Origin of the sequence: Halanaerobacter jeridensis (assembly GCF_016908315.1) — a bacterium.
Lineage (GTDB): Bacteria > Bacillota > Halanaerobiia > Halobacteroidales > Halobacteroidaceae > Halanaerobacter > Halanaerobacter jeridensis.
Genome location: NZ_JAFBDQ010000005.1, coordinates 140,272 through 153,566 on the forward strand (window position 1 = coordinate 140,272; position 13,295 = coordinate 153,566).

Sequence of the window (13,295 nt, forward strand, 5' to 3'; positions counted from 1 at the left end):
TTTCCCCCTATTCTACTGAAATAATATAATAATAAATTGGTTGTCCCCCTGTATGAACTTCAAGGTCAAAATCGGGGTACTTCTCTTCTAACTTATCAATTAATTCTTCTTTTTTCTCAGCAGTAGTTTCTTCACCTACATAAATAGTAATTAACGAATCTAAGTCTTCTACCATATGATCAATCAAATTTAATGCCGCTTGATTATAATTTCCTGTTACAACTTCAATATCTCCATCTTGTAATCCTAAAATATCACCTTTTTCAATCTTCATATCACTTATCTCAGTATCTCTAACAGCATAAGTTATTTCTCCAGTCTTAACATATTCCAATTCCTCTTTCATGTCATCACTCACAGCACTTAGCTCGCCTTGAGGATTAAACATCATCATTGCTGCAATACCTTGTGGTACTGTCTTAGTAGGAACAATTTCAATATTTTTTTCTGTCAAATCTTTAACTTGTTTAGCCGTTGAAATAACATTCTTATTATTAGGCAAAATGATAATATCAGAAGCATCGATCTTTTCAATTCCATTCAATAAGTCTTTTGTACTAGGATTGAAAGACTGTCCACCTTTTAAAACATAATGAGCTCCAATCTGGTCAAATATATCCTGTAGACCATCACCTACTGTAACTGCTAGGACTGCTAATTCATCAGCAGAAGTGTCAATCTCTCCGTCTTTAGGATCTTCTTTAGTTGCTTGTTCTTGAGCATCTCGTTCTGCCTCTTGTCTAATTCGTTCATGATGTTGTTCTGACATATTATCTATTTTTATATTAGTTAAATCACCATATTCAATCCCAAATTCTAATGCTTCCCCAGGATGATCTGTATGAATATGAACTTTCAATAAATCTTGAGTCTTAACTACTACTAAAGAATCACCAAGTGCAGAAATTTTCTCTCTAAACTCATCAACTTCTACTTCAGCACCTTTAACAATAAATTCAGTACAATAACCAAACTTTTCTTCTGATTCTTGTTCCTCTTTAGTATGACCTAAAGCAAATGAGCCGGCAAAAATCTCTTCAAATTCTTCCTCTTCAGCTAACATTCCTTCTAATAAACCTCTTAAAAAGATTTCATAACCTTTTCCTCCAGCATCAACTACACCTGCTTCATCTAACACTTCTAATAACTGAGGAGTTTTAGCTACACTTTCTCGAGCTTGTTTAACTATCTTGTACATAAACTCAGTTAAATCATGAACATCAGATAGTTCTTCAGCCTTTTCTGCTATTTCTCGCGCTACCGTTAAAATAGTACCCTCTACTGGTTTCATTACAGCTTGATAAGCAATATCTGCAGCTTGCTGCAATCCAGCCGACAAATTATCAACAGTTAATACGTCGGAGTCTTCCATTCCATTGGCTAAACCTTTTAATAGTTGAGATAGGATTACACCTGAATTACCTCTAGCCCCCATTAAAGCTCCCATTGATAGCTTGTCGGCTAAATCTCCAACAGTATTAGAGTTAGTCTTTTTCACTTCTTCTACTGCATTAGATAAAGTTAAATACATGTTAGAACCAGTATCACCATCAGGTACTGGATAAATATTTAAATCATTAACTTCTTCTTCGGCTTCTTTTAATTTTTTAGTTGCTACAATTAGCATCTGCTTAAATTCAGCTGTATTTAATTGTTTGATTTCTTGATCAATTTGATCAATTAACATTATCCACCCTCACTCCTTGAACATTAATGTTGACAGCTACTACATTTATACCTGCCAAATCTTCCAAAGTATAACGAACTCGATTCATTACATTACTAGCTACTTCTGATATTTTAGTCCCATATTCTACAATAATATATAGTTCTACTACAATTCCATCTTCAACCTTGTGCACCTCAATACCTTTGTTTAAATTTTCTCTCCCTAATAATCTAGATATCCCATCTTGAATACCTTGGCTAGCCATTCCTACCAAACCATAACATTCAATAGCAGTTAACCCTGCCATAATAGAAATAACTTCCTCTGAGATGTTAACTGTTCCTAAATCATTATCTAATTTTTGGCCTGTATTCATGACAGTTCCCCCTTTATTTAGATTATTGATCAGTTAATTTATTTAATTCTGCTACTAAATCATCTACTTCAATCCCATTAGCTCGAGCAATAGTTTCAATATCTTCAAATACTGCTCCAAAACAAGTCGAACAACCTAGATTATATTTAACTAACACTTTACTAGCTTGAGGATACTTCTTTAATACATCCAACATAATAGTTTCTTTAGTAACTTTCATATTTTTCCTCCTATTTTATCCTCTTACTTTCAATGTTATTCAATACAACTAATTAAATTCCTCCTTTACCATTAAAATAGTAATTTTCCCTTGCTAGTTAGTTACTTTTTGTGTTACAATAATTAGGTGCAACAAATTAATAACTAATTAACCTTGTTATTTATTTAATCAAGGAGGTGGATGCAAATGGGAAAACATTGTGAAATCTGTGGTAAAGGTTCTAATAGAGTTAATTCTGTTAACCGCCGTGGTAAAGCTAAGAAAAAAGGCGGAGTTGGCCGAAACGTAACTAATCGTTCTAAAAGAAAACAAAAACCTAACTTACAAAAAGTTAAGGCTGTTGTTGACGGCTCTAAAAAAAGAATTAATGTTTGTACTTCCTGTCTTAAAGCAGGCAAAGTTGAACGAGCATATTAAATTCATTATTTTAAATAATAAAGTAGCAAGGACAAACTGTCCTTGCTACTTTTTATATTGTCAAAGTTCTTTAGGCAAATTCTTTTTCTAACTCTAAAACTGATATTTCTCTTTTAGCCAAATCTGATGCTACAGCTTCTTTAGCTACAGCTAATGCTACTTTATTAACTACTTGTTTATTAAAGGAAGCTGGAATAATATAATCCTCAGCTAATTCTTCATCTGCAATCAAATCTGCTACAGCAAAAGCAGCCGTAGTCTTCATCTTATCAGTAATCTTAGTAGCTCGCACTTTTAGTGCTCCCTTGAAAATCCCAGGAAAAGCAAGCAAATTATTAACTTGATTAGGATAATCAGACCTTCCCGTAGCAACTACTTTAGCGCCACCTTTCTTAGCCTCAGGCGGTTTTATCTCAGGCACTGGATTAGCTAAAGCAAATATAATTGGATCATCTGCCATACTCTCTACCATCTCTTGAGAAACTAAGTCAGGAGCTGAAACTCCAATAAATACATCTCTATCTTTAATTACTTCTTCTAAACTACCTGTTTGACTTTCTTTATTTGTTCTTTCAGCCATTTCCTGTTGAGCCCAATTAATACCTTCAGTTTCAGGAGTGATTGCCCCACATTTATCCACTAAAACAACATCACCTACACCTACTTCTAACAATAAATTAGTAATTGCCAAGCCAGCAGCTCCTGCACCATTAATTACAATTTCTAATTCATCTAAGTCTTTTTCAGCGTATTTAGCTGCATTGATTAATCCTGCTAATACTACAATTGCTGTTCCATGTTGATCATCATGAAACACTGGAATATCAAGTTCTTCCCTTAATCTATCTTCAATCTCTATACAGCGTGGTGCTGAAATATCTTCTAAATTAACCCCACCAAAAGTAGGCTCCATCCGTTTAACTGTCTCTACAATTTCATCTGGGTCTTTAGTATCTAAACAAATAGGAAAGGCATCAACATCAGCAAATCTCTTAAACAATACCGCTTTTCCTTCCATTACTGGCAGAGAGGCTTCAGGGTCAATGTCCCCTAAACCTAATACAGCAGTTCCATCAGATACTACAGCTACTAAATTTCCTTTAGCAGTATATTCATAAACCTTATCTTCTTCCTCTTCAATCTCACGACAAGGTTCAGCTACCCCCGGCGTATAAGCTAGAGTTAAATCTTTTTCATCCTCTACTTTGACCTTACTAGTTACTTCAATTTTACCTTGGTTTTCTTTGTGTAATTTTAATGCTTCCTCTTTTAAATTCATAATTTTCCTCCTCAATTCTAAACCACTTGCTTTTATGTATTTTATTATTAGTTTTTAGATTTATAAATATAAATTTATTTTCATATATAAGTATAAAACTTTCTCAGACAAAAGTAAAGTAGAAAGCCTATTTCCTTAGGTTAATAGGAAAAAATTTCATCAGCAGTAAAGAATAATTCAATTTCTTTTTGAGCACTTGCTGGTGAATCAGAAGCATGAATTACATTACCATGCTCTAAATCAGCTGCTAAATCACCTCTAATAGTTCCCGGTCTAGCTTCAATAGGATCTGTGGCACCAGCCATATTACGGATAACTCTAATAGCTTCCTGGCCTCCAATTACTAATGCTACTATAGGACCAGCAGTAATATAATCTATTAAATTAGGAAAAAAATCTTTACCTGCATGTTCACCATAATGTTCTCTTGCTAACTCTTCATCCATCCATAACATCTTAATTGCTTCAATTTTTAATCCCTTACGCTCAAAACGAGTAATAATATCCCCAATATTACTATGCTTCACACCATCCGGCTTAATTAACACTAAAGATTGTTCCATATTTAAACACTCCTTATTCGTTATTGATTGATAATTGTTTTATTACACAGACTTAGCGGTGCTAAGTCTCTACATTCTTTTTCTTGGATCTTCACTGTCTCACTGTTCTCTCTACTTTTCTGCTTATTAACTGCCTACGAGTTTTAAACATACAAAACTCTCCGTGTAGCCCACAGCGCTTAAATTTAATGCTAATCATTCTACGCAATAAACATACAAGGCATTTTGCAAATTACTATGTTTCCGCAGGCTATATGCAGGGATTTACCCTAGTTTCACTACTGGCTACTGCTTAACTGTTTTACTGTTCTTATTCTCTTTACTCATTACTGTTTACTAATACTGTTCTTATTGCCCTCCGTGTTTTCAAAAATCAGAAAACACTCCGTGCAGCCCTGTTCTCTCTACTTTTCTGCTTATTAACTGCACAATCTATATGCAGAGATTTTCCCTGATTTCACTACTGGCTAGAATAAACTCTTAAACTTATCCTTTAGTTCTTCCTTCTTTTCTTCTATCTTCTGCTTAGCTTTATCCTCAGCCTTCTTTTTTTCTTCTTTAGCTTCTTCTTTTACTTTCTCTTTAGCTTCTTCTTTTATTCTTTGCTCTAATTTTGATTTATCCCACTTGATTTTTGGCTTAGTAGTTGTTCCAGTTAAATCAAGAGCAACTTGAACTCGCTTAGTATCAGGTGCATAAAGTAATTCTTTATGCTTTAAATCCATTTTTTTAGATCTTTCAACTGATAATAAATAATCAACTTTAAAATTTAACTTCCCATCTATAGTTGAATAACCATCAAGAGTAATTTGATCACCATTAGTTACTGTTTTAACTTTATTAACCTTCAATTTCCCATCATCTAATTTAACGCGTCCTTTTAATTTTCCTAATTTCAACTCTGACTTATCAATTATCTGAAAATAACTATTCAATTGCTCTATCATTTTTCGGGCGCTTAATTTAGTATTATCAAGAAGTACATCCCCCTGCATAGTTAAGGAATTTAAAATATCTTCCACTCCCAATCCAGTTCCTGAAAAATCTAAATCTAAGTTAATACCTCCATATAGTTTATCTTGGAACTTAGTAAGAGTACTTAATAGTTGATTAACTTCCATTTTGCTTATGTTCAAATTACCATTATAACTAGGAGTATCTTCCCGCAAATTTAAATTTCCAGCTCCATTAATCTCTCCTCCAGCTAAATTAAATTTTAAATTTAATAATTCAATTAAATCATTAGCAGATTTTATTTCAGTTTCAAAATCTGTTACTGCTATATTTTGATACTTCAATTCCCCTACTTTTAATTTTCCTCTAACTGGCCAATCAGGAGTAGTTTCTGCTAAATTTTTCTGCTCATTTTCTTCTTCACTAGTACTTTGAGCTGCAAAGTTTTTCTGCCACTGATTTAAATTGATTCTATCACTTTCTAACGCAAAATTAATTGCCCCTGGTATCTTTTGCTCCTCATTAATTATTGCTTCCACAAAATCACGCCAAGCTTCAATATCAGCACTACCTGAAAAATTACTGTCTAAAAATTTAGTCTGCAGCGAGTTTACTTTAATCTTTTTTGAATCAACACTAATTTCAGTTCTAGTGTCAGTTATTTTATCAGAGAGAGATTCTCCTGCAAAAGAAAAATCAGCACATTTAATTTTTCCTAGCAACTCTAAACTACTTAAGTTTTTTGGCACCTGCTTAATATCAAATTGTCCTGTTAAATCAGAATTAAGTTTCCCTTGGACACTATAATCAGATTCTATTGGCTTCTCCTCCCATAATTCTGTTAAATTCATTGTACTATGCAGAGCAAAATACAATTTAGACCCTGACTTAGTTAATACTTTAATATCTAAGCTCGAATCACCACTTTTAGTAATCAACTCCTCAAATTGAAAACCCTTTTCTGAAAATTTAACTTTAAATTTATTATCTAAATCAAATTCATTAATTACCACATCAAACTTATCTGCTGTTAAAATATTTTCTTGCCCATTAAAACTAAGTTGATGATCCACAGTCAAACTTAAATTTTCTTGTTTTAAATCTAATAATTCTTTATCAGGCAATTCAATCGCTTCAATTTCTAATTTACCTTCAGTTGTTATTTTTTTATTCTTACCTACTATGTTTAATTTATTATTGCTATTAATACCATTCATTTTAATGTTTCCCTTTTTACTTAAATCATTGTAACTAACTCTTCCATTTTTAAGCGTTAAATCATCTAAATCCAAGATGAAGTTAGAAGGTTGATTACTTGTATCCGGCTTATCTTTTTCTTTGTCTGTATTAGACTGTTCTTTTGTACTTTGTAATTGATAATTTGTACTACCATCTTTCTTTTTAATTAAGTCCAGTTCTAAATTATTAATAGTTACTTCCTTAATTTGTACTTCCTTTTGTAATAAGGGTAATAACTCTACTGATAGAATGAAAGAATCTAATTGAGCCAAATGTTCCTCAGAAAAGCCATCAGGATTAGCCACCTTCATTTCAGCAATCGACACCCCTAATTGAGGCCAAAACTTTAAATTTATATTTTCAATACTTATATCACGACCAATAGTCTTTTCTAATCGGGGAAGAACTAATTTCTGTAATCGTTGACTATTAAAATATATCTTCAATGAAAAAACCGCAACAGTTATAATAATTATAATAGCTATTAATATATACAATGCAATCTTTTTAAAATTTATCTTTTGCTCTTTAGCTTTAGCTTCCATTCTTGAATCCCCCCTATAGAAATTACTTGCATTAACTAATTTCTACTTTAAAACAATATTTCCTTTTTAAAAATAAAAAAATGGGCGCAAGCCCATTTTAGACTACTTATATCTAATTCCATCATGAATCTTCTCTATAGCACATTCAATTGGAATCTCATCCAAAAACCTAGACCCCATCATCTCTTTAATTTCTCCAAACTTTTTTCTCTGTTTTGAATAAGTTAAAAACAAACGCTCACTAGCCCTTGTCATGGCAACATAAAACAGCCTTCTTTCTTCTTCAATATCCTCTATATCACCACTAATCATGTTCCGATAATGAGGAAAAATCTCTTCTTCCACCCCTGCTACAAATACTGCTGGAAACTCCAAACCTTTAGCAGCATGAACCGTCATCATCTTAACTTGATTATTTTCATCCATATCATCTTGGTCTGATAATAATCGTAGATCTCTTAAGAAATCCTCTAAACCTCTACTTTTATCTTTCTCATAATAATTTTTACTCAAACTTAAAAATTCATCTAAATTTTCCATTCGATTTCTAGCTGTATCAGAATCTTCAAGTTCTAACATAGCCCAATAACCACTCTTCTTCAAAATCCTATTCACCTGCTGGGGAATAGATAAATCTGAATTAGCAATAGCAGTAAATTCTTCTATCTCATCATGAAATCTCTTTATTTTACGGGCTGTCTTTTTCCCAATACCATCTACCTCAGTTGCATCTTCCATAACATCAAACAAACCTAAAGATTGGTCATCTTCTCCAAAAGTTAATAAATTAAAATCCGGCACATGTTCCTGGGCATGAGTAATCATTTTTTCTATAGTTTTAGGGCCTAAACCACGTTTTGGGGTACTAACTATTCGTTTTAAAGCAATTGTATCTTGAGGATTAATAGCTACTTTTAAATAACTAATAATATCTTTAATCTCTTTGCGGTCATAGAACCCCAGTCCCCCTACAATATAGTAAGGTATTTGATTTCTAATAAATTCATCCTCTAAGACTCGTGATTGATGATTAGAACGATAAAGAATAGCTACATCATTATAACTATGTTGCCCAAACTTAACTAAATTATCTATCTCTCGCACTATATATTGAGCTTCACTATATTCATCTTCTGCTTCACAAATAGTAACTGGTTTACCACTATTGCGCTCTGTCCAAGCTTCCTTTTCAAATTGACTGTAATTATTAGCAATTACAGCATTAGAAGCTTGAATAATATTTCCTTTACAGCGATAATTTTGTTCTAATTTAATAACTGTCGCATCTTTAAAATCTTGATTAAAATTAAGTATATTCTCCATATCAGCACCACGAAATTTATAGTAGGGTAAGAACCCAGCGCCTTACTTTATCCCTAAAGCAGGTTTCCAAGAACTCCCCCCCGAACCACACGTACTCCTCTCAAAGTATGTGGCTCTCCATCAATGGTATATTTAGCTAATCGAGATTCCCTTGGTGTAATTTAGTATGACATTCTTTACACATTATCAAGGTCTTTCGATTTTTAGCAATCATTACTTTCTCCCATTCTCTTTTACCTTTTAATTTTTTTAGCTTATTAACATGATGTACTTCATAAGTGGCATCACTATCATCCCTACCACAGTACTCACATTTACTCGCTAATATTCTATCAACCAGACTAGTGGTATTATTATAGTATGGATATAGGTTTGGTAACCTATCAACCTTTTTTTCATCTATATCAACCATATCACTGTTCTTTACTTTACTAAACCCTTTGTTATAGAATGGCATAAATTTCTCTCCATCCTTAGTTTCATACCAGATACCCCAATGCTTTCCATTAGACAAATCATCTTTTACTTTAGAAATTGTACTCTTTCTTTTATTGGCTAATGTGGCTAAACAACTATATTCCATAACATGTCTTAATTGCCACATATAAGTTGACACATTTTCTGCAAGTTTGTAGTAATTATATAAACCTCTAATTTCTGCATTATAATGTGCTACAATTTCTAGTTCAGGATTATTTATCAACTTAGGTCGATGTTTCATACGCCACTCTTCGGCATCAACATTCTTAACTAAGTCTTGTTCATTAATATAATCTCTGATTTTATTCTCTGGCATATACAAAGAAATTCTATTACTATTTCTTCTTACTTTATAACCTCTCTTATCTTTAGTAAGCGTTGAACTAGTAGGTGATGTGATATCATATCCCAAAAATCTAGCTCTATCTGAGCTGTGCGTAATAACAGTTTTCTCAGTAGATAATTGTAGATTTAATTTTTCTGCAAGAAAGTCGCTCAGACTCTCTCTAACTTCTCTACAATCTTGTTTACTACCATGTACCCCTATTATAAAATCATCCGCATATCTTAGATATTTGACATCCCTATACTCGCTATCACTTTGGTCTGGGTCATAATAAGGTAAATTCCTCTTCTTTTCTTCCCACTTTCTTTTCTTTCTAATCACTTCTTCTTTTCTCTCATCACTTATTTCATCCCAGACTGGTTCATATTTCTTCTTTAGTCTCCTAATTCTTGCAGCATATTTTCTGTATTCGCTATTACGTTTTTTATCACTAGGCTTTCCTTGACGAAACTCTTCCCTGAATTCTTCCATATATTCATCTAATTCATTCAGGTATATATTAGCTAGTATAGGGCTAACTATTCCTCCTTGCGGCGTTCCAGAATAAGTTCCATAGTATTTCCAATTCTCCATATATCCTGCTCCAAGGAATTTCCAAATTAATCTGATGAATTTTTCATCTTCAATTCTTCTTCGCAGAATATTTACTAAGATATGATGGTCAATTGTATCAAAATAGCTCTTAATATCACATTCAATAAACCAGTTAACCCCTGCAAATGTTCTTTTAATTTCAGTTAATGCTGTATGACAACTTCTATCGGGTCTAAAACCATGAGAATGTTCAGAGAAGTTTTCTTCATATATTGCTTCTAAAATCATTCTAACTACTTCTTGAACTATTCTATCTCTAAAAGTTGGAATACCTAGAGGTCTTTGTTTGTTTCCATTAGGGTCTTTATCAATATATTCTCTTCTAACAGGTTTAGGTTGATATTTCTCTTTCTTAAGTTGTTTAATTATTTTTTCTATTTTATCCATACTAAATGCATCAGCAGTTTCATTATCTATTCCTGCTGTTGCACTACCACTATTAGCATAAATATTATCATATGCTTTTAGGTAAAATTTGGGATTGTAAAGATTTCTATAAATTCTTCTGAATTTATAGTCCTCTTTCTTTGCTTGTTTTGCTAAATTGTATAAAACTACTTTAGGATTTCTCATAGAGCCTCGCGCTCCTTCCTATTTATTTTATACGACCATCGACTACCATCCTTCGCCATGTGGTAAGCATTACTTGCCTCGGACTACTACGATGGTTGCGAGACCATACAGGATATTCAGTCGCATCTTCCTAACATAGCTCTACAGCATTCCTGAACAGGTCTTCCCAGTTTAGATTAGTTAGTCTAGTACATGTGATTGTCGGATGGAACTTTTGACCTTTACTCATTACCATGAGTGTGCTAGCCCTTATATCGAATAGTATCTCTAGTACTAAGATAGCATCTATTCCTTAGCACGTTGACTGTTAGGCTCAATCTATTCCTTACAGTCAAGGCTAGTATCAGGTTTATAGCACGACTTCCCTGATAGAATACCATAATTCCACTTAGTCTATTCTTCAAACAGTATAGTCTTCATCCTTTCATCACATTTTATGTCTCGCCACTCAGTCGCAACTTGTCGACTAGTTGACTTGTGACTTTAGTAGCATGCTACACTCTCCTATAGGATTTCCCCTCAGATAAGCTACTTGACATCAAGGCAGATACCTTGCCTTGGAACTTCTAAATCCAACACTAACAAACCCTTACTGGCGCACGATACTTTGGTAATCATCTCCAACTACAAAAATATTATTATGTTTTTCAGCTAATAACCGAGCTAAGCGGTATTGTGCCGGCGAGGTGTCTTGATATTCGTCGATCAAGATATACTCAAAACGATCTTGATAATCTGCTAAAATTTCTGGTTTTTCTTCAAAAAGTTCAATAGTTTTTCCCAATAAATCATTAAAGTCAAAAGCATTGTTATCCTTTAATACTTCATTATACTTAGCATAAACATCAGCTATATTTTGATAAAAATCTCCCTCTTGTTCTCCATCTTGATAATGCTCTATAAGTTCTGCTTTAGACCACAACTTTCGTTTAGCTTTATTGATTATTCCATATACCTTCTTGACCTCATATTTTTCTTTATCTAAATTGAAACTCAAAATTATATCTTCAACTAAAGTTTCACTTTCAGTTCGGTCATAAATTACAAAATTAGAATTATAGCCTAATTCTTCTAGATGTCGACTTAAAATCCGAACACAAATCCCATGGAAGGTTCCTAGCCACAAATCACTTGGTAAGTCTCCAATTAATTTTTCTACTTTTCCTTTCATATCTTCTGCTGCTTTATTAGTAAAGGTTAAAGTTAGAATATTATAAGGGCTAACTCCTTGTTCTATTAAATAAGCAACTCGATAAGTTAAAGTTCTAGTCTTTCCACTACCTGCTCCAGCTAATACCAAAACTGGACCTTCAGTAGTTTCTACTGCTTGCTGTTGTTTCTCATTTAACATAGTTTCTAAATCCATATTTTTCCTCCTAATTAATAATCAAAAATTTCTGAAAGAGCAGTTATTTATTATATAATAAAATCTACTACCGGACAAGAAAAAATACCTGTTAATTTTTTTACTAAACAAAATTTAAACCTAGCAAAAAATATATAAAGGCTAATCTAAAAAGATTAGCCAGCTTATAAAATATTATATTATTACAAACTTAATAATGCTCAACTATTACTTAATTTTTTCCTAGTCATCAGTACTCATTTATTTTTATAATTTTTTCATTTAACAACTTAAACAGCTCCTTCTTAATATGAGATTTAAAACTACTTTAATATTATTCATTAAAACAGTATTCTTTCTTTTCATCATCATCAAGGAATCTCAATTCTGCCTTACTATTTAATACAGTTATTACATTCATCTTTCGACCATCTAATTCACAAACAAATATTACTCCACGATGTTCTCGAACTTCTCTTTTACCTTTAGCAAAGCCAATTAGTCTACTTCTCTTAACTCCTTCCACTATATTATGAATAGCCTTTTGCCGACTAATAGCCTTCTGCCGCTGTTGATAGCGTTTAATCGCATGGTCAGTTGCATAAATATAATAATTCAATTTTAACCCCCCTTGCCTATAGAAAGATTAATAAATCTATATTCATATTTTTAGTTGAATATTAATCCTATGCATAAATATCAAAAACAATGCATAATGCTTATTTAATTTTATATTTCTATACCGAAAAGAAATCACCTGCAAAAAATAAAAAAATCCTACTCAAACAATAAGTAGGTGCAGAGTAAAATTACGGTATAATTACAAAAAAAAATAAAAAAGCCCTGTCTAGGGCTTAAACAATAAATTAATTGGTCGGAGCAGCAGGATTTGAACCTGCGACCCCCTGGTCCCAAACCAGGTGCTCTGCCAAACTGAGCCATGCTCCGATAATTAAGTGGAGCGGGAAACCGGACTCGAACCGGCGACACCCAGCTTGGAAGGCTGGTGCTCTAGCCAACTGAGCTACTCCCGCATGTCACTATTTTTTATCGACAATTACTATTATATATCATTCAGCAATAACTGTCAATGATTATCTATAATTTGTGCTGGTGGAGATAACCGGGTTCGAACCGGTGACCTCTTGTCTGCCAGACAAGCGCTCTCCCAACTGAGCTATATCCCCTTGAAAAATGATAATTTAACAGGGAATAAAGAAAAATTTAAATAAATGGCGGGGACGACGAGAGTCGAACTCGCGATCTCCGGCGTGACAGGCCGGCGTGTTAACCAGCTACACCACGTCCCCTTGTCTGCTTTCTCTCAAGCGACATTTACTATATTAACAAATAGATACGGGTCTGTCAAGAA

The 13,295-nt window shown here is 33.1% G+C and carries 11 protein-coding genes and 4 tRNA genes; 1 reads left to right on the forward strand and 14 read right to left on the reverse strand.

Annotation, left to right across the window (positions count from 1 at the left end):
* Window positions 1-7: 7 nt before the first annotated feature.
* From JOC47_RS06290 to JOC47_RS06300, 3 genes are read right to left on the reverse strand one after another with little or no spacing between them, the layout of a single operon-like run.
* On the reverse strand, window positions 8-1,687 hold the full coding sequence (locus tag JOC47_RS06290) for a DAK2 domain-containing protein (protein ID WP_204701210.1): 1,680 nt from the start codon (window positions 1,685-1,687) through the stop codon (window positions 8-10).
* Window positions 1,677-2,045: an Asp23/Gls24 family envelope stress response protein gene (locus JOC47_RS06295; protein WP_204701211.1), complete on the reverse strand. Its 369-nt coding sequence runs from the start codon at window positions 2,043-2,045 to the stop codon at window positions 1,677-1,679. Before JOC47_RS06295 ends, JOC47_RS06290 begins: the two co-directional genes overlap by 11 nt.
* A 22-nt stretch (window positions 2,046-2,067) precedes the next feature.
* Entirely contained in the window at window positions 2,068-2,265 is a 198-nt protein-coding gene (locus tag JOC47_RS06300; RefSeq protein ID WP_204701212.1) for a DUF1858 domain-containing protein, read from the reverse strand.
* 186 nt (window positions 2,266-2,451) lie between these two features.
* Here JOC47_RS06300 and rpmB point away from each other — a divergent pair, with 186 nt between their 5' ends.
* Complete coding sequence (gene rpmB / locus JOC47_RS06305; RefSeq protein WP_204701213.1) at window positions 2,452-2,682, forward strand: 50S ribosomal protein L28; 231 nt, start codon at window positions 2,452-2,454, stop codon at window positions 2,680-2,682.
* Between the two features lie 70 nt (window positions 2,683-2,752).
* On the opposite strand, the gene JOC47_RS06310 is transcribed toward rpmB, so the two are convergent.
* The 11 genes from JOC47_RS06310 to JOC47_RS06360 form a co-directional block, all read right to left on the reverse strand.
* On the reverse strand, window positions 2,753-3,961 hold the full coding sequence (locus tag JOC47_RS06310; protein WP_204701214.1) for an NAD(P)-dependent malic enzyme: 1,209 nt from the start codon (window positions 3,959-3,961) through the stop codon (window positions 2,753-2,755).
* A 140-nt stretch (window positions 3,962-4,101) separates the two neighbouring features.
* Window positions 4,102-4,524, reverse strand: coding sequence for a nucleoside-diphosphate kinase (ndk, locus tag JOC47_RS06315; RefSeq protein ID WP_204701215.1), 423 nt, complete (start codon window positions 4,522-4,524; stop codon window positions 4,102-4,104).
* Between the two features lie 467 nt (window positions 4,525-4,991).
* Window positions 4,992-7,262, reverse strand: coding sequence for an AsmA family protein (locus JOC47_RS06320; protein WP_204701216.1), 2,271 nt, complete (start codon window positions 7,260-7,262; stop codon window positions 4,992-4,994).
* 102 nt (window positions 7,263-7,364) lie between these two features.
* The gene (locus tag JOC47_RS06325) at window positions 7,365-8,585 is read right to left on the reverse strand and encodes an ATP-dependent helicase (RefSeq protein WP_204701217.1); all 1,221 of its coding nucleotides are present in this window, start codon (window positions 8,583-8,585) and stop codon (window positions 7,365-7,367) included.
* A 136-nt stretch (window positions 8,586-8,721) separates the two neighbouring features.
* Entirely contained in the window at window positions 8,722-10,578 is a 1,857-nt protein-coding gene (locus tag JOC47_RS06330) for a reverse transcriptase domain-containing protein (protein ID WP_204701218.1), read from the reverse strand.
* Between the two features lie 589 nt (window positions 10,579-11,167).
* Window positions 11,168-11,944 carry an ATP-dependent helicase gene (locus JOC47_RS06335; protein ID WP_204701219.1) on the reverse strand — a complete coding sequence of 259 codons (777 nt, stop codon included), beginning with the start codon at window positions 11,942-11,944 and terminating at the stop codon, window positions 11,168-11,170.
* A gap of 313 nt (window positions 11,945-12,257) precedes the next feature.
* The gene (locus JOC47_RS06340) at window positions 12,258-12,542 is read right to left on the reverse strand and encodes a hypothetical protein (protein ID WP_204701220.1); all 285 of its coding nucleotides are present in this window, start codon (window positions 12,540-12,542) and stop codon (window positions 12,258-12,260) included.
* Window positions 12,543-12,794: 252 nt separating this feature from the next.
* Window positions 12,795-12,871 (reverse strand) — tRNA-Pro (locus tag JOC47_RS06345).
* Between the two features lie 9 nt (window positions 12,872-12,880).
* Window positions 12,881-12,957 (reverse strand) — tRNA-Gly (locus tag JOC47_RS06350).
* A gap of 77 nt (window positions 12,958-13,034) precedes the next feature.
* Window positions 13,035-13,110 (reverse strand) — tRNA-Ala (locus tag JOC47_RS06355).
* Window positions 13,111-13,156: 46 nt separating this feature from the next.
* Window positions 13,157-13,233 (reverse strand) — tRNA-Asp (locus JOC47_RS06360).
* Window positions 13,234-13,295: the final 62 nt, after the last annotated feature.

What these genes read in the sequence shown, in the direction of transcription:
- JOC47_RS06290 (WP_204701210.1), bottom strand. Translation starts at nt 1,687, where the DNA reads ATGTTAATTGATCAAATTGATCAAGAAATCAAACAATTAAATACAGCT.
- JOC47_RS06295 (WP_204701211.1), bottom strand. Translation starts at nt 2,045, where the DNA reads ATGAATACAGGCCAAAAATTAGATAATGATTTAGGAACAGTTAACATC.
- JOC47_RS06300 (WP_204701212.1), bottom strand. Translation starts at nt 2,265, where the DNA reads ATGAAAGTTACTAAAGAAACTATTATGTTGGATGTATTAAAGAAGTAT.
- rpmB (WP_204701213.1), top strand. Translation starts at nt 2,452, where the DNA reads ATGGGAAAACATTGTGAAATCTGTGGTAAAGGTTCTAATAGAGTTAAT.
- JOC47_RS06310 (WP_204701214.1), bottom strand. Translation starts at nt 3,961, where the DNA reads ATGAATTTAAAAGAGGAAGCATTAAAATTACACAAAGAAAACCAAGGT.
- ndk (WP_204701215.1), bottom strand. Translation starts at nt 4,524, where the DNA reads ATGGAACAATCTTTAGTGTTAATTAAGCCGGATGGTGTGAAGCATAGT.
- JOC47_RS06320 (WP_204701216.1), bottom strand. Translation starts at nt 7,262, where the DNA reads ATGGAAGCTAAAGCTAAAGAGCAAAAGATAAATTTTAAAAAGATTGCA.
- JOC47_RS06325 (WP_204701217.1), bottom strand. Translation starts at nt 8,585, where the DNA reads ATGGAGAATATACTTAATTTTAATCAAGATTTTAAAGATGCGACAGTT.
- JOC47_RS06330 (WP_204701218.1), bottom strand. Translation starts at nt 10,578, where the DNA reads ATGAGAAATCCTAAAGTAGTTTTATACAATTTAGCAAAACAAGCAAAG.
- JOC47_RS06335 (WP_204701219.1), bottom strand. Translation starts at nt 11,944, where the DNA reads ATGGATTTAGAAACTATGTTAAATGAGAAACAACAGCAAGCAGTAGAA.